Below are 18,620 nucleotides of genomic sequence, written 5' to 3' on the forward strand. Positions count from 1 at the left end.
CATTATTATGAGTTAAAAAAAATGACCCCATTACGGGGTCCGCATTCACATGTTTTCCGAAGAGGAATCGACATCTTTCTTCTGCCGACTCTCCACAAAATAGCGAACCCGTACCAGGAGCATCAATCCAACGGCAACTAACAGACATTGAATGATCGGTAACTTATCATGTTGAAAAATGAGAAGCATCCCTGAGCCCATCGCCATTAAAATGTACAATATAACCTCTTTCAGCAAAGGTAATTTCTGATGAACACGAAAAACTTTGTTGTAAACATAAGTGATCAGTACAAATATAACAACATAAGCAACAAGAGGATGTTCTGCAAACCATACCTGCATGTAAGTTTCACTCCCTTCATAATGGGGCACTGAACTTTTACTTAATTATGAATTAGCCATTTTACGGTGTTTCTCAGCACGTTCACGTTCACTCTTATTCAATATCTTCTTGCGCATACGAATGGATTTAGGAGTGATCTCACATAATTCATCATCATTCAAGTATTCCAAAGCTTGTTCCATAGAGAAGATAATTGGTGTTTTCATTTTCACTGTTTCTTCTTTATTCGCAGAACGAATGTTATTCACAGCTTTTTCTTTACATATGTTAACGACGATATCACTATCACGTGTGTTCTCACCAACGATCATACCTTCATAAATCTCAGTACCTGGTTCCACGAATAGCGTACCACGATCTTCAATACCCATCATAGCATATAATGTGGAGCTTCCGTTCTCACTAGAAATCAATACACCTTTACTACGTCCACCAACTTGACCAGACACAAGAGGACCATAGCTATCAAAAGCATGGTTCATAACACCATATCCACGAGTTAGCGTAAGGAACTGCGTACGATATCCGATTAATCCACGAGCTGGGATAAGGAATTCCAAACGTACGTTTCCTGAACCGGTATTGACCATATTAGCCATTTCCGCTTTACGTTGGCCAAGACTCTCCATAATCGCTCCCATACTTTCTTCAGGAACATCAATCATTAGACGTTCAATCGGCTCATTCTTCTTCCCGTCAATTTCCTTTATGATAACGGAAGGTTTAGAAACCTGTAATTCAAATCCTTCACGACGCATGTTCTCAATCAGAATCGTAAGGTGAAGCTCACCACGCCCCGAAACGATGAATGCTTCTGGTGTGTCAGTATCATCCACTCTTAAACTAACATCTGTTTCTAATTCTTTATATAGACGTTCACGTAATTTACGGGAAGTAACCCATTTACCTTCACGACCAGCAAAAGGACTATTGTTAACAACAAAAGTCATTTGTAGTGTAGGCTCATCAATTTTCAGTACAGGCAATGCTTCTGGTTGATTCGGATCTGCAATTGTTTCTCCGATGTTAATATCTTTAATACCAGCAATGGCAACAATATCTCCTGCTCCTGCTTCTTCAATCTCAATACGTTTCAATCCTTGGAATCCAAACAATTTCTCAATTCGAGCAGTTTTACTTGTTCCATCACGCATAATAACCGTTACGGATTGTCCTTGGCGAATAATACCGCGATTGACACGACCGATTGCAATACGACCCATATATTCATTATAATCCATCAACGTTACCAAGAATTGAAGAGGCTCATCCATTTTCTCAGTTGGTGCTGGAATATGTTCAAGAATTGTTTCGTACAAAGCAAGCATCGTTTCGTCTTGTTTATCGGCAATCATACTTGAAGTACCATTCAATGCAGACGCATATACTACTGGGAAGTTCAACTGTTCATCAGTTGCTCCTAGTTCAATAAACAAGTCCAATACTTCGTCAATAACTTCCTCTGGACGAGCAGCTGGACGGTCAATTTTATTTACAACAACGATTGGAGTTACATTGGATTCGAGTGCTTTACGCAATACGAACTTAGTCTGTGGCATACAACCTTCGTACGCATCAACTACCAACAACACGCCATCAACCATTTTCATAATACGTTCTACTTCTCCACCAAAGTCGGCGTGACCAGGTGTATCCATAATGTTAATTGTGAAATCTTTATACGTAATTGCCGTATTTTTAGCTAATATGGTAATTCCGCGTTCACGTTCCAAGTCATTGGAATCCATCGCTCTTTCTTGTACTTGTTCGTTCTCACGGAAAATCCCCGATTGCTGTAGTAATTGATCGACTAGTGTCGTTTTACCGTGGTCAACGTGGGCTATAATCGCAATATTGCGAATCTGATCTCTTGATTGCATGGCTAATATCCATATCCCTTCATTCTCAAGTCTCTACATCTATACAACGTGTCTCACAAAAGAAGCGCCTGGCGATAATGCCGACGCTTCAACATATCTTTTATATTATAATGATTTTTCTGAAATAATCAAGTCATTTTCTTGAAAATGATTCAAATAAATCGTGCTTTATGATTACCTTTTACTTCTCATTGACGCATTTTTTCCAAAAACAAGCCATAGTCCTATCACAATCAGTAGAGCAGCTAACAGATATATTACACCCGTCTTCATTAGACTGAAAAGAATGAAAACAAGTGAAAATATTCCGAGAACAATGGCTATCCATAAGGATAAGCTAGATCGTGGCTTTTCAAATTTATAGTACTCATACAACCCGATAGCAACACCAGTAATTAATATTGGCCATAGAGAAGACATCAATCCCCAACCCCATATATTACATATCACAAAGAGTGTGCCCCATATCGTTAAGATCCCGCCAGAAATAAGAAATATCGATTGACCACGGCGCTGGAAATAAAGGGCTTGCAAAAGAATTCCTAGAATTAATATGACCAATGGCCAGAGGGAGCGACCAAGAAAACTAAATATACCCAGTTTCCCTAATAAAATGACGATACCTGCAATGATAATGAACAGTCCTAGCTTCACATCTTTTTTGAAAGACATCTCACACCCTCTTTTCTCAAAAATGCAATCCAGTATCCTTAAATCCTATATCTATATTTAAGATTATTGTATCTGAATTAAATAAAAAAAACCATATGACAAATAAAGAAACGGATACCCCTCTTTATAAGAGGATATCCGTTTTTATGAATCGTTAGAATATGACATTAAACTTATGCTTGTTTATTTTTTATGATAAACTATCCAAGGATTTGTTCTCAATGCTGCCCTCTATGATACAACACTTTTTTAAATCCACCCGCTAAGATAACTAAACTTGCAAACAAGTATGGTAACAATGAATGTCCCATGGGTAATAGAACTGCGGCGTATTTACCAAAGCTAGAATCCTGAAGCATCATCTCTCCACCTGTATATCCTAATATCCCGGCACCTAAATAAATTAGGAGGGGATAACGCTGTAGCCAATGAACAATAATATTACTGCCGAAGATCACAATGGGAATGCTAAAGGCTGTACCGATAACAATTAGAGCTAGATCTCCCTTAGCTACACCAGCAATAGCTAATACATTATCTAAACTCATGATGAAATCTGCTGCGAGAATAGTTCGGATGGCTTTTGAAATCGTTGGTGTTTCACCTAATTGAATGTCTTTCTTTTCTTCTGATAAGAGTTGAAATGCAATCCATATTAACATTAACCCACCGATGGCTTGGAGATATGGGATCTTTAACATCAGTACTGCCACAAAAGTGAGAAGACATCTTAGCACAACAGCACCTAAGGATCCCCACCATACTGCTTTCTTACGTTGAAGTGGAGGTAGATCTTTACTTGCTAAAGCAATAACAACAGCATTATCTCCACTCAGTACTAAGTTTATGATAAGTATTTCCAATAACAACCACATGTGTTCCATGGTACAACCCCCTCCATTCTTACTTGTATGAAGAAAAGGAGAGGAGTATGCTATATAATAGCATTTTTCATTGTGACGTTAGGACTCCGATTTATTCTGGGGCACGTACATACATATAAAGGAGTGACACATTCATGGATTCATCTGTATTAGGTTTTCTCGCTGCATTACTTAACATCGTATTTCTCGATCTCATCCTTGCAGGAGATAACGCAATCGTCATTGGACTAGCTGCTAGGAATCTGCAACCCGCTACTCAGAAGAAAGCAATCATATATGGAACTGCTGGGGCTGTGATTCTTAGAATTATTGCGACAATCGTCGTTGTATGGCTTCTAAATATTCCTTGGTTATTAATAGTTGGAGGAATACTGCTCGTCTGGATTGCGTACAAGCTGATGACTGACGATGATGACCACACCGATGTCAAAGCAAGTCAGACATTATGGTCTGCTGTTAGAACCATCATTATAGCTGATGCGGCTATGGGTTTAGATAATGTCATCGCAGTTGCAGGAGCTGCTAATCAGAATATAATCTTAGTTATCATTGGTTTGTTCATCAGTGTTCCTATCGTTGTCTGGGGAAGTACATTGTTTATCAAACTAATTAATCGCTTCCCTTGGATTATCTATTTAGGATCACTCGTTCTTGGCTATACCGCTTCTAACATGATGACTGAAGAAAAGAAATTACAACCTTTTTTCGAACAACACCCTGCACTTCGTATTGTCTTCATCATCATCGTCACCGTCGGTATCCTGGTTGCTGGATTCCTAAAAATCAAATCTAAAAAACGTAAACGAACGACAGTGACCCTATAAAATAAAAGAGGTAGACCTAGGATAGTAAACTTGGTCTACCTCTTTTCAATTTCACATTTATAAAAGATACTCTACTCTTACAGTAAGGATCTAAAACCACTCATCTTCCACGGGATTTTCAGTTAATGAATAATCATCTCCAGGCGTAAGCACAATGGTCTCCGTACGCGAAAATGCATCCATTATCAGATCAGGAAGTTTAGTAATGGATCTTTCAATTCTTTCTACAATCCGTAAGCTTGGGTTAGTCGCAGGAGAATCCGGTACAAAAAGGGTACAGCAATCCTCATAAGGTTGAATAGAAAGATCATACGTCCCGATATCTTTTGAAATCTGAATAATTTCATTCTTATCCATCATAATTAAAGGTCTTAATAAAGGTAATTCCGTCGCACGTCCTATCACATTCATACTGGATAATGTCTGACTAGCCACTTGACCTAGACTATCACCGGTTACAATGGCCAAAGCCCCTTCACGTTCAGCTAGTAAAGTCGCAATCTGCAGCATGGATCTCCGCATTAAAGTAATGATAAGTTTGTCTTGCCCAAGTCCCGTAAAGGAAGTCTGTACCTCCGTAAAGGGAACTAAATGAAGTTTTATTTCTCCAGAATAACTGGATAGTACTTTTGCAAGATTGATGACTTTTTCCTTTGCCAATTGACTAGTGAATGGATAACTATAAAAATGAACACATTCCGTCGTTAGTCCTCTGCGCATGGATGACCAAGCAGCTACAGGACTATCAATTCCGCCCGACAGCAACAACATCGCTTTTCCATTACTCCCTCTAGGAAATCCCCCTATAGCAGGAATAACTTCAAAGAATATATAGGTTTCATTCTCCCGAATCTCCACTCTTAGTTCTAGCTCAGGTTGGTTCATGCTCACATTCAACATATCAAAATTCTTTAACAAAAGTGAACCCACATGATGGTTCATTTCATGAGAGGATTGAGGAAACTTCTTCCATACACGTCGGGCATTCACTTTGAAAGTCGTATCTTTTTGTAGATTTAATTCTTCCAAATACCGATAGCTCGTACTTAAAATATCGTCCAATTCGGAGGTACATACGATTACAGGGCTAATAGAAGCAATACCGAATACTTTCTTTAATGCTTTGATAGGCTCCATTGTGTCTTCACCATTAAGGTATACATATATTCTTCCGAACTCATCTCGTAATTTCACTTTTGGAAAAGGTTGTAGTACCGATTTCACATGAAGGAATACCGATTTCTCGAATCTTCTACGATTTTTGCCTTTTAATATGAATTCTCCAAAACGTAGTAACAACATATCATAAATCATCATTTATCATTCCTTCCTTTTTCCATGGGACGCAACTGCTTAATCGCTCTACGAAGAGCATGTTCCAACTGATTCACTTCTTCTTCCGTATGATTATCTCCAAGACTAATTCGAATTCCACTTACTGCTTCTTCCATACTTAATCCCATAGAAAGCAGTACTCGGCTTGGTTCTGCCTTTTTAGAAGAACACGCTGATCGCGTAGATACTAACATTCCTTCGGATTCCAGCGTGTGCAGTAACACTTCTGACTTCATCCCTGGATATGAGAACTGTATAATATGAGGTGCACCGTCCTCATCACTATGAAGATGTAAGCCTTGAATATTTCTGATGATCTCAAAAATTCTGTTACGTAGAATAGAAACGTCTCTCGTGAAAGCAGGTTGACGCTCTACAGCCAATCGCATTGCCTTAGCCATAGCTACAAGTAGTGGCATATTCTCCGTCCCTGCACGCCATCCGAACTCCTGAGAACCACCGGATAGAAGAGGTGTCAGTTGTAATCCATCTCGGACATATAATAATCCCGTGCCTCTAGGACCACGAAATTTATGAGCAGATAACGTGTACAAATCTATACACCACTTTTTTAGTTCCACAGGTAACTTGCCGAATCCCTGAACACCATCTACATGAAATAACGTTCGTGGATTAGAGCGTTTTATCTCATGGCCGATCTCTTCTATGGGCTGAACAGCACCCATTTCATTGTTAACGTGCATAATACTAACCAATATCGTATCTTTTCTTATAGCGGACGTAAGAGATTTCACATCGACACGCCCATGTGAATTAACCGGAAGAAATGTAACTTCGAACCCCCATTTTTGCAATTGAAGGAAACTTTCATATACGGAAGCATGCTCAATCACAGTCGTGATTAGATGTCTCCCACGGCTCATATATTGCATTGCAGCGCCCTTAATACCTAAATTATTCCCCTCTGTTGCTCCTGAAGTAAATACAATTTCAGAAGGATTAACATGTAATGAATCTGCACAAACTTTGCGGGTTCGACTCATTAACTTACCCGCATCTTCACCCATTTGATGGATAGACGACGGATTACCATAATGCTTATTCATGATCTCAGTTACCGTGCGTATAACATCATCATAGGGTGGCGTACTTGCCGCATGATCCCAATAAATCATTATATCTCAACCTTTCCTTCTCATGACAACACAAAAAGATCAAACGTCAGAGAGGGTGTAAGCATTCTTACAACTCTTCACCCTGGTGCCTCCCCCGTGTGATCCAATGAATATCTCTATGCAATTATCATTTATACTTCTTCGTATTTAGAGCGAGCATTCTGTACCTTAGATATATACTTTCTAGTCTCTTCAGGGAGTGAATTTATATTATTCATAAGTTCTGCATCACTAGATACACCAAGACGGGATACTCTTCCTGGTCCAGCGTTATATGCGGCAAGTGCCATCTTCTCTTGACCATTGAACCGCTTTAATTGATAAGAAAGGTATTTAGTACCTGCATCAATATTCTGAGCTGGATCAAATGAATCGCTGACTCCTAATCCCTGAGCAGTCCCATCCATTAATTGCATCAAGCCCTTCGCTCCTGCGGAAGAAACAACCCCGGGATTAAAGGACGACTCTGTATCGATGACAGCTTTGATCAAAGATTCAGAAACGCCATATTTACGACTTGCTTGTTCAATCAGATCATTGTAACTCGAAGGCAACGACTTGCCAGAATATGTACTATGTTCTGTATTAGTCGAAGTTGTCTTACTTACGGCACCGAGTTGCTGCCACAATAACCCGTCACTCCAAGATACTCCAGCATTTAACGAAACACTGCTATCTGTAGCGGACAATTCTGAAGTCGTAGACATGACCTGTTTCAACATTACATCAAAATCTGATCCTCCAACATTATTATTTAGCATACTCTGTATAAGAGCACTTTTATCCTGTATCGTAGCATTTTCTTGTAGAGTTATAAGCTGTTTGGCAGTTATTGAGTCGATCTGCATGTTTAGTATCCCAACTTCCATCATAATGTAGTTCTTTACATATTATCATGGGAATAGGACATGCGCTACCTCCTCTTTGCAAAAAAAATGAACTTCAATAAAAAAAGAGCTAATTCAAACCTCTATACAGAGGTTTGAATTAGCCGAATTTAGCGTTGCATTCAAACTTCACCTTGTAAATGGCATAAGCACAAAATAACTTAATGTAGCTAATATACCAAGTGCGATCGACCATCCTCCGGTTGCCTTTCTTCCCTGAGTATAGGCATAAAAACCCATAACAGCTGCAAGAGGACCAAGAACTATGGACCACAAGAACAATGAAAGAATACCAAATGCCAGACCGACATATCCTGCCAATTTTCCTGTTGTTGAATCCATAGCCTCCACATCTTTATCCGAATTATCTTCGTTATAGACGCGTAAAGGAGTGGGTGCTATATCAGCTGCATACTCCTCCGTATGATCTTGTTCCAGTCGCGGATAATCTATACGCTTCTTGTGAAGTATACTTTCTTTACGAATGCTTTCATTCTCGGATTGATCATTTTGAACACCTGATGGTTGTTTGTCTGTTTCCATATCAAGCACCTCCTCTTTAGATGGACAAGATCATGACTTGGGTTTAAATGTCAAACAACATGTGGAAGACGATGAGCGGGCAGTATCCTTATGGTCATTAAAAGATTCTTCTGCAAATTCCTCATTCAAGTTTCTACTTGAGTGTTCATCAATTTCAATAACAATTTTATTAGCTCGACATAAATTCTCTTCTCCCCAGAAATGACAATTGCTTACGCTACACCTAACTAATGTTTTGGCCTCATTTATCATTATTAAATCACCTCTTCTCCATTGTCTCCGATACGATAATCTGATATGCGAATAACGCACTGTAAGTTGATGCCATTACAAGAATAAGAACGTTCTTCGATATGATTCTTCAGCACAAATAAAAAACGGCTGACTTGTCCTTAAAAGGAACAAATCAACCGTTATGTAATAGTCGTTGTTAAAATTCAGTGGTGATTAGATTAAATTTCATTTCATTAAGCGTGACTTTTTTGATTATGCATCCGACGCTCTGTTAAATAATCACTTTCATAATACGTTAGATCATCTCTTAACTCTTCATATACCTTTGTAATATCTAGAATAATATCACGGGCTTCACGAATAGGCTTGATACGGAAACGAATGGCATCTTGCCCAGTATAAGCGTATCGGCCATCTTCAGAGTAACTTTCATTTTTAGGATAAAAGAAATTGTTGACGCAGTGATGATATACATTGTAAAGAGCTTTCTCGGCAAAATCGATATCAAAATTCGCACGACGAAGAACAATACCTAACTTCTCGTATGATACTTCAGAGAAGACAAGTAAATGGCGAAGTTCAGATAAGAACCCTTTGTAGAATACCACCATTTCTTCATCCAGATGCTCTCCAGTCAATTGTGGCAGTGCATACTCGTTCAGAAATATTTCTGTTCTTTCAATGGCTGTTTTTAATTTCTCTCTTGTGGACTCACACAATTTTTGAATATTGGCTGCTGACATAATCGTTAGCTCCCCCTTATTGTACCTACGTCAAAATAGTGGAAGTTCATATGAACCACTACTATGGATTTTCCAAGTATTATCCTACCATATATTACTTTGAAGCGGTATCCTTTTCTGCTTAAATATATTACCGAAAACATAAAATATCAAATCATTCGAGGGGAATAAAAAACTAGCTACTTCCTAACAATAAAAAAAGGTAAAGATCGTTAAGGAGGTATTCAAGTGTCTCGCAAAATATGGTTAGGTTCAGGACTCGTTGTAGCTCTGGGAATGATAACAATTTATACGTCACTTCCTGATAACAATTCACATTCAAACCAAGGTTCATCATCGAAAGTTGCTAATCCACAGCAAGAAGTAAACCTGAAACATACCATCATGAGCCATGATATTTCATCCACAGATCGATTGACCCGTGCGGATGCAAAAGAACATCTGTCAAAGATGGCAGAGCAATTTAGTACAACATCTGAACAGCAAACGAAGCAATACATTCAACAATTACAAAAATCTCATGATCATATTCAATTACTAACCTGGATTGATTTCTCCAAACAACACTCTACCCCATATCCATCGGACCGTTTAACTTGGAACACGAAAACAAATAAGCAGTTTAACACGTACCAACAGTTAGCCAAAAATCAATTACGGAACCATCGCTCATATGAATCGCCTTCATTTAAGGTAAATGATTATCAGTATTTCATTATGGCTGAGCCTTCAACTAAAGGACATAAAGGGATCATCGCTTTAATAAGCCAACAAGTTCTGCATGAAGTATCGAATCATCAGAAACGCAATCTACGACTCATACCTTATCCTAAAGAAGGGAATTATCGCGTTGAATCCGTAGATACGAATACGTTAAGAGATATCAAAGTAAAGACAGGTCATGATAATGAAAAGGCAAGTCATTATTACGAAAATGAGATTGTAGTACATTTCCGCAACCATTTATCAGACAAAGAATTAATGACGATCTCCAGTGAAATTAAGAGTAAATGGGTTCGTAAAATGGGCTACGCTTACGTATTTCACGCAGATCATATGTCATATCAACAGCTTAAAGCTTATTTCATGAAAAAGTACAGTCCCCACTATGCCGAACCACACTATCTATATTTAACAAATGATGTAACCAATAAAGATAAATTATCTACTTCAACCAACATTCCAAATGATTTACTGTTTGCAAAGTATCAATGGAATTTACCTGCTATAGAAACAAATAAAGGTTGGGAGTTATCTAAAGGTAGTACAAATGTGATCGTTGCGGTAATAGATACAGGAGCTGATCTACAGCATCCTGACCTTAAGGAAAACCTAGTCGATGGTTATAATGTTGTTGACCCTTCCAGCCAACCTACCGACGATGTGGGGCACGGAACACACGTTGCCGGCATTATAGGTGCTGTAGTTAACAATAATGAAGGTGTCGCTGGTATTAGTTGGTACAATAAAGTGATGCCCATTAAAGCACTAGACAGTTCCGGTGCTGGTACAACATATTCAGTAGCAGAAGGAGTCATTTGGGCAGCTGATCATGGAGCCAAAGTCATTAACATGAGCCTTGGTAATTATGCTGATTCAGAATTTCTACATGATGCTATCAAATATGCGTACAACCGAGATGTCGTCATCGTCGCTGCTACCGGTAATGATAATACAGAACGTCCTGGATATCCCGCTGCATATCCGGAAGTATTCTCTGTCTCAGCTACAGATTCAAATATGAAGCGAGCGTCCTTCTCTAATTACGGGGATTACGTTGATGTGGTAGCTCCAGGTGAAAGTATTGCCAGCACCTATTTAAACAATCAATACGCTGCACTATCTGGAACATCTATGGCGACACCACATGTTGCTGCTTTAGCCGGTCTCATTAGGGCAAGAAACCCTAATCTCGATAATGAAGAGGTGATGAATCTGATGCGCGAAAGTGTTGTTGATCTAGGGGATACCGGACGAGATAAATACTTCGGATATGGACAAGTTGATATCTATAAAGCACTTAAAGCCGCAGGAAACGGTTCATCTCCACTTCAATTCTGGCCACAGCATGTACACAATCAGATGAAATCGGTCATTCACAAAGAACAATCTTCAAAGTAAACACAACCCAATACAAATACCTTGTAAAAAACAATCCGCGAGTTATTTGATCGCGGATTGTTTAGATTTTATCTTTTTGATTTGGATTTTGACTTCGTTTTGGCTTTAGAAACAGTAGCATGACGTTTTTTTTCTTTTTGCGCTGAAACGCCTGCCATTTCATTATTACCTTCTTCAACAGTCACGTAATTATAAATATGTTTCTCAATAGGAACACAATGAGTTCTTTTAACCACTTGGATTGTATGGATTACAGGAACCACCTGGGTATAATAACAATCTTGCACGACTACAATGGGATCGCAGATAACGGGATCAGCCGCTGGACATGGATAACCAGAAGAATTAGAAGAATTAGAAGAATTACTCATATTCATTCGCTCCTTTCGTGATTTTGATATATTGTATTACAAGTGTCTAATTCTGGATTGTACGATTGACCCTAATTAATGAGCTTCTGACTGAAATAGGCTCTTCATTCGCTTTAGAATAATTATAGAATACGATTCATGGCATATAAAAAATGGTGATGTTCTGCGGTTATTAACCACTAGAACATCACCATTTGCAATTACATACATGTGTATTAATTTCATTCAATAAGTTGTGTTGTAGTTCTGAAAGTTTGCCGTAAGCCGGGTTCTGTGTCTATTGTGGTTCATACGGGAACTACCCTCCCACTCCAAACGACAATCATCTATCTAGGCCGAACATTGCTGAACGGCTCCAGCGACCAACCTAAACGCGCCTCGGGCTAAGGCTGCCCTCTTGACAGAGAAGCTGCGTTCCATTAGGTCTTGCTCCAAGTGGGGTTTACCAGGAACGAAGTCACCAGCGTTCCTCGGGGTCTCTTACACCTCGGTTCCATCCTTGCCTGTGCCGCTTGTGGCGGCCATCGGCGGTCCATTTCTGTGGCACTATCCTTCAACTCGCGCTGACTGGACGTTATCCAGCACCCTGCCCTATGGAGCCCGGACTTTCCTCTCGTGATGCCTTACGCATCACCAGCGATTGTCTGTCAAACTTTCGGGACAACACTTGATAGTATACCGCGAAACGATGTTGGAAACAACCCTAAATAACATGTAACTATGGGAATTTTAAGGATTCCCTACTATTTTGCTCATTGTTCAGCTTTCATTTTACATAAATTGGAAGGGTTCTGTATTCACTTCGGATGCATAGACTTGTGTCTCAACCTTCGCACTTTGAAGCTTTTCTCTCATCCATTCAGCCACTTTTAATTTCATTATTTTCTCCGCATTATGTCCTGGATCAATAATGGCGATCCCGGCCATAAGAGCATCCTGTGCCGTATGATAATCAATATCTCCCGTTACAAGTACATCTGCTCCCTTGAAAATAGAAGGAGTTATATATCGTCCCCCAGACCCTCCAATAACAGCAGCTTTGCGTATAGGACGTTGTAGATCCCCTACAACCCTTACATGATCTACCTGTAGGTTCTGTTTAACTACTTCGATGAATTCAGCGAGTATCATCGGAGTATTCAATTTGCCTACGCGGCCCAAGCCCAAGGTTCTTCCTTTAAGATCCATTGCATACAAGTCGTAGGCAACTTCTTCATAAGGATGAGCTTTCAACATAGCTTGTACTACTTTATTACGTATACCCTTAGGCACAATCGTCTCAATACGTATTTCTTCCACTTGCTCAAGCTTTCCTTGCTTACCAATGAAAGGGGTAGCTCCCTCATGAGGCATAAAGGTTCCGAATCCTTCGATATTAAAGCTACAGTGGCTATAGTCACCAATGAAGCCTGCACCCGCACCTAGAATCGCATCTAGAACTTGCTGATGATGGCTCTTTGGCACAAAGACAACTAATTTAAATAATTGCTCGGTATGGATATCCTCAATGGGTGAGCCATTCTCAATACCAATCGCTTCAGCCATCCAATCGTTCATACCACCCTCAGTAACATCAAGATTCGTATGACTAATATATACAGCAATATCATGCTTAATTAGCTTCTCATACAGTCTACCCATAGGGGTGTCGGTCTGTAGTTGCTTCAGTGGTCGAAATATAATCGCATGGTGAGCAATGATTAGGTCAACATTCAAACGTATGGCTTCTTCCACTACTTCATCATTAACATCTAGTGCAATAAGTACATTCCTAATATCCTTTTGTAAGGTTCCCAATTGTAATCCTATACGATCATCAGGCATGGCTACATGCTTAGGAGCAAGCTGTTCCATATATTGAATTACTGTCTGTCCTTTGGCGAACAAGATAGCACCTCCTTAATCTGTTGAATTTCTTGTACTATTTCTTCAGATTTACTCTCGGACGATGATAACGTTGACGTAGCAAGTGATGCTACGATCCGCTCCAACTTCTCGATCTCCGACAGCCATTTAGATGTAAAAATCGGATTTTTCTCTTGCAACAACCATGGACCCATCCGTACTGAAATCTCTTTAGTAATTTTAACAGGTCCGTTACCAGTCTCGAGTACATATTCTTTATAAACATCGTCATTAAAAAGCCCATCTATACCCTTATTCTCAGGAACCGCAGTTAATATTTCATACACTTTACGATCCTCTTCCATAATGTGCTCCGATGTTAGTACCCAGTCATGACTTAATAACCAGCGACGTACGATTTCTTCGCCTACATTAGGTTGTAATATTAACTTTTTAACCCCAACCAACTTATCTATTCCCTGCTCTAGAATACTTGCGATTAAGCCTCCACCCATACCGGCAATAGTAATCACATCAACTTCGCCAGGAGAAATCACTTCTAGACCATTCCCAAGCCGTACAGCAATCATATCATTGAGACCCGCTGAAGCCACCTGCTTAGCTGCTGCATCTCTAGGGCCTGCATTAACTTCTCCTGCTATCGCTCGAAGTGCTATACCCGAATGAATTGCCACTACGGGCAACATTGCATGATCTGAACCTATATCAGCAAAAGTACTTCCATTTGGAATTTGTTCCATAATAAATTGTAGTCTTTTTGATAATTTCATGAGCCACCCACACAATCCTTTTTTTTCGTAGAACATGTCACATTTGAAGTACAAATGCAACTTTAATATCATTAAGCATTTCAAGTATTAACGAATTCCAATTAGGTAAAGCATCACCTAATAATTTGCAATAGCCATGAAAAAGAGCTAAAATAAAAACCATAAAACATTTAGATACATTATTGCCAAAAGAAAGAAATACCTCTTTCACTTCAAATTTTCATCCATTTAGATACGATTAAGAAATGGATGAAAGTGAACTTACATTATCTTAAGAAAAAAGACCTCTGAGCTAATAAGCTACAGAAGGTCCAATTATACGCTTTATTCCAGAAAATCCTTAAGCCTTTTACTACGGCTTGGATGACGCAATTTGCGAAGCGCCTTAGCTTCAATCTGGCGAATCCGTTCACGGGTTACTCCGAACACTTTACCAACCTCTTCAAGTGTTCTTGTACGTCCATCGTCCAGACCGAAACGCAAACGCAATACATTTTCTTCCCGTTCAGTTAGCGTATCCAGAACATCTTCCAACTGCTCTTTAAGAAGCTCATAAGCTGCTGCATCTGCAGGAGCCAACGCTTCCTGATCTTCTATAAAATCTCCTAAATGCGAATCATCTTCTTCCCCAATCGGCGTTTCAAGCGAAACTGGTTCTTGGGCAATTTTCATGATTTCCCGCACTTTTTCAACACTTAATTCCATCTCTGCTGCGATTTCTTCAGGTGCTGGTTCACGTCCTAATTCTTGAAGCAACTGACGAGATACGCGAATTAGCTTATTGATGGTTTCAACCATATGAACAGGAATTCGGATCGTCCGTGCTTGGTCCGCAATAGCACGTGTAATTGCCTGGCGTATCCACCATGTAGCATACGTACTAAATTTATACCCTTTTTTATGATCGAACTTCTCAACTGCCTTGATAAGCCCCATGTTACCTTCTTGGATCAAATCAAGGAATAGCATTCCACGTCCAACATACCGCTTAGCAATACTGACAACGAGCCGTAGATTGGCTTCTGCAAGACGTCTTTTCGCCTCTTCGTCACCAAGCTCAATACGTTTAGCTAACGACACTTCGTCATCTGCTGATAGCAATTGTACACGACCAATTTCCTTCAGATACATACGTACAGGATCATTAATCTTAATCCCTGGTGGCAATGATAAGTCATCATCAAAGCTTGTTTCTTCCCCATTATGTTCCTCGGAGTCTTCATTTGGTCGAAGAGTATTCACCTCTTCATCATTCTCATTGACCACTTCAATCTCCAGATCACTCAAATGTTCGTAGAACTCTTCCATTTGTTCGGGATCTTGATCATAAGGAGACAATTTCTCCATAATGTCCTTAATATTTAACGTCGATCTCTTCTTACCTTGCTCAACCAATTGATCTTTGACCTGATCAAGGGTCAATTCTGTCTCTAATTCAGTACGCTGATCATTCGCCATATTCGACTCCCTCCTCCCTAGATACACTCATACCATAACTTCAATCATCGTCTCTCTAGGGCAATAATCTCACTACCTATTTGTGCCGCACGTAAAAAATCACCGGAACGCTCCGCACTTATCATTTCTTCCTTTTTAAGTTCTACCTGTTGTTGCTGTGGGACCTTACGAATTTCCCTAATATAATCGTCGAGAACTTGAACATTCCAATCACGGGGTGTATCCATCATTGATATTGAACTAAGTGTCTTTTCTAACCGATCGTCATGAAGCGATGACATAAATCGGCTTATATCCGGGTGTTTACCCTGAGCATAATAGGCATATAGATAAGCAGCAATAGCTGCATGATCATCAATGTTAAAAGCATCTCCGAGACGTTCACCCACATACTGGGCAACTTCAGCATCCTGAAGCATCAGAGATAGCAGCCGACGCTCTGCGGTGTGATAAGCGGGTAGTAATGTTGGAGCCGGAATCTGCCCTTTTTTATGCCTACCATTATTCCACCCCTGTTCAAAATTATCCCCATCCGGCATGTTTTTTTGCATTGTCTGCCGAATCAGGTTGCAATCTTGCTTAAGACTTTCATAAGAAAGATGATGTTCAGAAGATAATTCCCTCAAATATACTTCTCTTTCGGTAGAGGATGGTAAAGCTGCAATAATCGGAAGAACTTCCTTCATATAAGCTATTTTCCCATCTTCTTCTAGCAGTATATGGTTTTTTTTCAGATATATAAGTTTAAATTTTGTTGTTGAAACTGCTCCGTCAATAATCTGACTCATAAATCGCTCTGGACCGTATTTACGTACAAAATCATCTGGATCAAGTCCATCGTTGAGAATAGCAATTTTGATTCTTATACCTGAGCTTTCAAGTAACGGGATATTCTTCAAGGCTGATGCTTGTCCCGCACGATCGCCATCGAAACATATTAATACTTCATCTGCCATAGTCTTCATCATGGAAACATGACTCTCCGTCAGGGAAGTTCCCATTGTTGCAACACCATTGTGTACGCCTGCCTCCCAAGCTGCAATTGTATCTCCATATCCTTCAAATAATACGATTTGGCGTAATTTTCGAATGGAGTTCTTTGCTTGGTGCAAGTTATACAATGTCCTACTTTTGTTAAATAGTTTGCTTTCAGGTGAGTTCAGGTATTTCGGTTGCGCTTCTCCCAGAACTCGGCCACCAAAAGCAATAACCCTACCATTTCTATCACTAATCGGAAAAATCACCCTGTCACGGAACCGATCAATAAACCCTGTGCCATCACTTCGAGTGGATAATAATCCTCCCTTTTCCATTTCCTCTAAATCGAAAGATCGCTTAGTCAAGAACTGTACCAAGGTATTCCAAGTGTCAGGGGCATAGCCAATTTGAAACTGATCAATCATTTTGTCGTTAAGACCACGTGAACGTAAGTAGGACATTGCTGGTTTACCGTGTTCCGTGTTCTTAAGTAAATAATGAAAGAATTTAGATGACCATTCATAAGCTTGCAGCAATCTTTCTCTCTCAGGATTCGACGAGATCGTACTTGTTCCCTGCAATTCCGGCATCTCGATATGACTTTCTTCAGCCATTATTTTGACAGCCTCAGGAAAAGATAATGATTCAATCTCCATCATAAACTTGATTGAGTTGCCACCCTTACCGCATCCATAACAATAGAAAATTTGTCTCTCCGGTGTCACTGTAAATGAGGGTGTCTTCTCTGAATGAAATGGACAAAGACCCTTCATGTACTTACCTTGCTTGGTGAGATGAACGTACTTACTTACCGTATCGACAATATCATTGTGCTCTAATACGGAATCAATTACCTTTTCCGGTATATTACCTTGCCCGGTACTCATCTTTACCACCTTCATCTCTTTAGCACGTAAATATTATTCGCTATAACTGATCGTTCTCCTGCAAATCCTGCAAAATTCTTGTCAAATTGTGTTGAAAAAATATTTTATCATCTGCTGTGATCGGTTTGGGTCCTTTAGAATGTTTACCCATTCTTCTCGCTTTAGCTTGATGATGCCTACGATCCAACATCAATTCAATATCATTATCCCCATAATGCTTGCCTCTATTAGATATAACATAACAACCTTTTGCTAAACACAATGCTGCCAATCCATAATCCTGCGTTACTACAATATCCCCGCGGCTTATATGATTAGCAATATATAGATCAGCGCTTTGATCACTACGATCAACCTGAACGGCAGTCACACCTTCTTCTTCACGAATCAGATGATCATACGACGAGACCATGAGGACAGGGACTGAAAATTGTCGTGCAGTAACAGCTATTTCGTTCTTTACGGGACAGGCATCCCCGTCGACAACAATTCGGAACTTTGTCAATGTAGCCAGAAATATCACCTATTTCACCTTAAGTTAAGTTCTTAACCTTAATTAAGTTCCTAACTATATATATACGCTCTGACATAGCTTAAATCCTTCTTCAACCCACTTAACAACTTATGGTAAATGAACCAAGAGATGTACACAGGAACCATTTAAATTAGGCATTTTGGTTCCCGCATA

18 protein-coding genes and 1 other RNA gene are annotated in these 18,620 nt (G+C 39.6%); 2 read left to right on the plus strand and 17 right to left on the minus strand.

Annotated features, from left to right (window positions below; translation table 11 throughout):
- Positions 1–45 precede the first annotated feature (45 nt).
- The 4 genes from AC1D7X_RS02570 to AC1D7X_RS02585 form a co-directional block, all read right to left on the minus strand.
- Positions 46–342, minus strand: a complete 297-nt coding sequence (locus AC1D7X_RS02570) for a YlaH-like family protein (RefSeq protein WP_495454205.1) — start codon at positions 340–342, stop codon at positions 46–48.
- A 45-nt stretch (positions 343–387) separates the two neighbouring features.
- On the minus strand, positions 388–2,223 hold the full coding sequence (typA, locus tag AC1D7X_RS02575) for a translational GTPase TypA (RefSeq protein ID WP_495474593.1): 1,836 nt from the start codon (positions 2,221–2,223) through the stop codon (positions 388–390).
- Positions 2,224–2,397: 174 nt separating this feature from the next.
- Complete coding sequence (locus AC1D7X_RS02580; protein WP_495474594.1) at positions 2,398–2,895, minus strand: hypothetical protein; 498 nt, start codon at positions 2,893–2,895, stop codon at positions 2,398–2,400.
- 218 nt (positions 2,896–3,113) lie between these two features.
- On the minus strand, positions 3,114–3,779 hold the full coding sequence (locus AC1D7X_RS02585; protein WP_495454202.1) for a TerC family protein: 666 nt from the start codon (positions 3,777–3,779) through the stop codon (positions 3,114–3,116).
- 134 nt (positions 3,780–3,913) lie between these two features.
- On the opposite strand from AC1D7X_RS02585, the gene AC1D7X_RS02590 reads away from it, so the two are divergent.
- Complete coding sequence (locus tag AC1D7X_RS02590) at positions 3,914–4,603, plus strand: TerC family protein (protein WP_495454201.1); 690 nt, start codon at positions 3,914–3,916, stop codon at positions 4,601–4,603.
- Positions 4,604–4,693: 90 nt separating this feature from the next.
- Here the strand turns inward: AC1D7X_RS02590 and thiI are convergent, their stop codons facing one another.
- The 6 genes from thiI to AC1D7X_RS02620 all read right to left on the minus strand — a co-directional run bounded on the left by thiI (position 4,694) and on the right by AC1D7X_RS02620 (position 9,481).
- A complete protein-coding gene (thiI, locus tag AC1D7X_RS02595) occupies positions 4,694–5,917 on the minus strand; it encodes a tRNA uracil 4-sulfurtransferase ThiI (RefSeq protein WP_495474630.1) in 1,224 nt (407 codons plus the stop codon).
- The gene (locus AC1D7X_RS02600) at positions 5,917–7,074 is read right to left on the minus strand and encodes a cysteine desulfurase family protein (protein ID WP_495474595.1); all 1,158 of its coding nucleotides are present in this window, start codon (positions 7,072–7,074) and stop codon (positions 5,917–5,919) included. The genes thiI and AC1D7X_RS02600 overlap by 1 nt, the downstream gene beginning before the upstream one ends.
- 131 nt (positions 7,075–7,205) lie before the next feature.
- Positions 7,206–7,922 carry a lytic transglycosylase domain-containing protein gene (locus AC1D7X_RS02605; protein ID WP_495454199.1) on the minus strand — a complete coding sequence of 239 codons (717 nt, stop codon included), beginning with the start codon at positions 7,920–7,922 and terminating at the stop codon, positions 7,206–7,208.
- A 168-nt stretch (positions 7,923–8,090) separates the two neighbouring features.
- Positions 8,091–8,504, minus strand: coding sequence for a hypothetical protein (locus AC1D7X_RS02610; RefSeq protein WP_495474596.1), 414 nt, complete (start codon positions 8,502–8,504; stop codon positions 8,091–8,093).
- A gap of 30 nt (positions 8,505–8,534) precedes the next feature.
- Positions 8,535–8,756: a DUF1540 domain-containing protein gene (locus AC1D7X_RS02615; protein WP_495454197.1), complete on the minus strand. Its 222-nt coding sequence runs from the start codon at positions 8,754–8,756 to the stop codon at positions 8,535–8,537.
- A 215-nt stretch (positions 8,757–8,971) separates the two neighbouring features.
- Positions 8,972–9,481 carry a YpuI family protein gene (locus AC1D7X_RS02620; RefSeq protein WP_495454196.1) on the minus strand — a complete coding sequence of 170 codons (510 nt, stop codon included), beginning with the start codon at positions 9,479–9,481 and terminating at the stop codon, positions 8,972–8,974.
- Between the two features lie 228 nt (positions 9,482–9,709).
- Here AC1D7X_RS02620 and AC1D7X_RS02625 point away from each other — a divergent pair, with 228 nt between their 5' ends.
- Positions 9,710–11,602, plus strand: coding sequence for a S8 family peptidase (locus AC1D7X_RS02625; protein WP_495474597.1), 1,893 nt, complete (start codon positions 9,710–9,712; stop codon positions 11,600–11,602).
- A gap of 68 nt (positions 11,603–11,670) precedes the next feature.
- On the opposite strand, the gene AC1D7X_RS02630 is transcribed toward AC1D7X_RS02625, so the two are convergent.
- The 7 genes from AC1D7X_RS02630 to AC1D7X_RS02660 form a co-directional block, all read right to left on the minus strand.
- Positions 11,671–11,973 carry a hypothetical protein gene (locus AC1D7X_RS02630; RefSeq protein ID WP_495454194.1) on the minus strand — a complete coding sequence of 101 codons (303 nt, stop codon included), beginning with the start codon at positions 11,971–11,973 and terminating at the stop codon, positions 11,671–11,673.
- A 245-nt stretch (positions 11,974–12,218) separates the two neighbouring features.
- Positions 12,219–12,629, minus strand: an RNA gene (gene rnpB / locus AC1D7X_RS02635) — RNase P RNA component class A.
- Positions 12,630–12,744: 115 nt separating this feature from the next.
- A complete protein-coding gene (locus AC1D7X_RS02640; RefSeq protein WP_495474598.1) occupies positions 12,745–13,860 on the minus strand; it encodes a Nif3-like dinuclear metal center hexameric protein in 1,116 nt (371 codons plus the stop codon).
- Positions 13,836–14,609, minus strand: coding sequence for a tRNA (adenine(22)-N(1))-methyltransferase (locus tag AC1D7X_RS02645; protein WP_495474599.1), 774 nt, complete (start codon positions 14,607–14,609; stop codon positions 13,836–13,838). The genes AC1D7X_RS02640 and AC1D7X_RS02645 overlap by 25 nt, the downstream gene beginning before the upstream one ends.
- A gap of 324 nt (positions 14,610–14,933) precedes the next feature.
- Positions 14,934–16,067 carry an RNA polymerase sigma factor RpoD gene (rpoD, locus tag AC1D7X_RS02650; RefSeq protein ID WP_495454191.1) on the minus strand — a complete coding sequence of 378 codons (1,134 nt, stop codon included), beginning with the start codon at positions 16,065–16,067 and terminating at the stop codon, positions 14,934–14,936.
- A gap of 44 nt (positions 16,068–16,111) precedes the next feature.
- Positions 16,112–17,932 (minus strand): DNA primase, encoded by a 1,821-nt coding sequence (gene dnaG, locus AC1D7X_RS02655; RefSeq protein WP_495454190.1) that lies wholly within the window; start codon positions 17,930–17,932, stop codon positions 16,112–16,114.
- A gap of 40 nt (positions 17,933–17,972) precedes the next feature.
- The gene (locus AC1D7X_RS02660) at positions 17,973–18,455 is read right to left on the minus strand and encodes a YaiI/YqxD family protein (RefSeq protein ID WP_495474600.1); all 483 of its coding nucleotides are present in this window, start codon (positions 18,453–18,455) and stop codon (positions 17,973–17,975) included.
- Between the last annotated feature and the right edge of the window lie 165 nt (positions 18,456–18,620).

Source organism: Paenibacillus sp. Y568, assembly GCF_059445545.1.

Bases quoted from the DNA above. Each gene is read 5' to 3' on its own strand.
- AC1D7X_RS02570 (WP_495454205.1), bottom strand. From the start codon at position 342: ATGCAGGTATGGTTTGCAGAACATCCTCTTGTTGCTTATGTTGTTATA.
- typA (WP_495474593.1), bottom strand. From the start codon at position 2,223: ATGCAATCAAGAGATCAGATTCGCAATATTGCGATTATAGCCCACGTT.
- AC1D7X_RS02580 (WP_495474594.1), bottom strand. From the start codon at position 2,895: ATGTCTTTCAAAAAAGATGTGAAGCTAGGACTGTTCATTATCATTGCA.
- AC1D7X_RS02585 (WP_495454202.1), bottom strand. From the start codon at position 3,779: ATGGAACACATGTGGTTGTTATTGGAAATACTTATCATAAACTTAGTA.
- AC1D7X_RS02590 (WP_495454201.1), top strand. From the start codon at position 3,914: ATGGATTCATCTGTATTAGGTTTTCTCGCTGCATTACTTAACATCGTA.
- thiI (WP_495474630.1), bottom strand. From the start codon at position 5,917: ATGATTTATGATATGTTGTTACTACGTTTTGGAGAATTCATATTAAAA.
- AC1D7X_RS02600 (WP_495474595.1), bottom strand. From the start codon at position 7,074: ATGATTTATTGGGATCATGCGGCAAGTACGCCACCCTATGATGATGTT.
- AC1D7X_RS02605 (WP_495454199.1), bottom strand. From the start codon at position 7,922: ATGCAGATCGACTCAATAACTGCCAAACAGCTTATAACTCTACAAGAA.
- AC1D7X_RS02610 (WP_495474596.1), bottom strand. From the start codon at position 8,504: ATGGAAACAGACAAACAACCATCAGGTGTTCAAAATGATCAATCCGAG.
- AC1D7X_RS02615 (WP_495454197.1), bottom strand. From the start codon at position 8,756: ATGATAAATGAGGCCAAAACATTAGTTAGGTGTAGCGTAAGCAATTGT.
- AC1D7X_RS02620 (WP_495454196.1), bottom strand. From the start codon at position 9,481: ATGTCAGCAGCCAATATTCAAAAATTGTGTGAGTCCACAAGAGAGAAA.
- AC1D7X_RS02630 (WP_495454194.1), bottom strand. From the start codon at position 11,973: ATGAGTAATTCTTCTAATTCTTCTAATTCTTCTGGTTATCCATGTCCA.
- AC1D7X_RS02645 (WP_495474599.1), bottom strand. From the start codon at position 14,609: ATGAAATTATCAAAAAGACTACAATTTATTATGGAACAAATTCCAAAT.
- rpoD (WP_495454191.1), bottom strand. From the start codon at position 16,067: ATGGCGAATGATCAGCGTACTGAATTAGAGACAGAATTGACCCTTGAT.
- dnaG (WP_495454190.1), bottom strand. From the start codon at position 17,932: ATGAGTACCGGGCAAGGTAATATACCGGAAAAGGTAATTGATTCCGTA.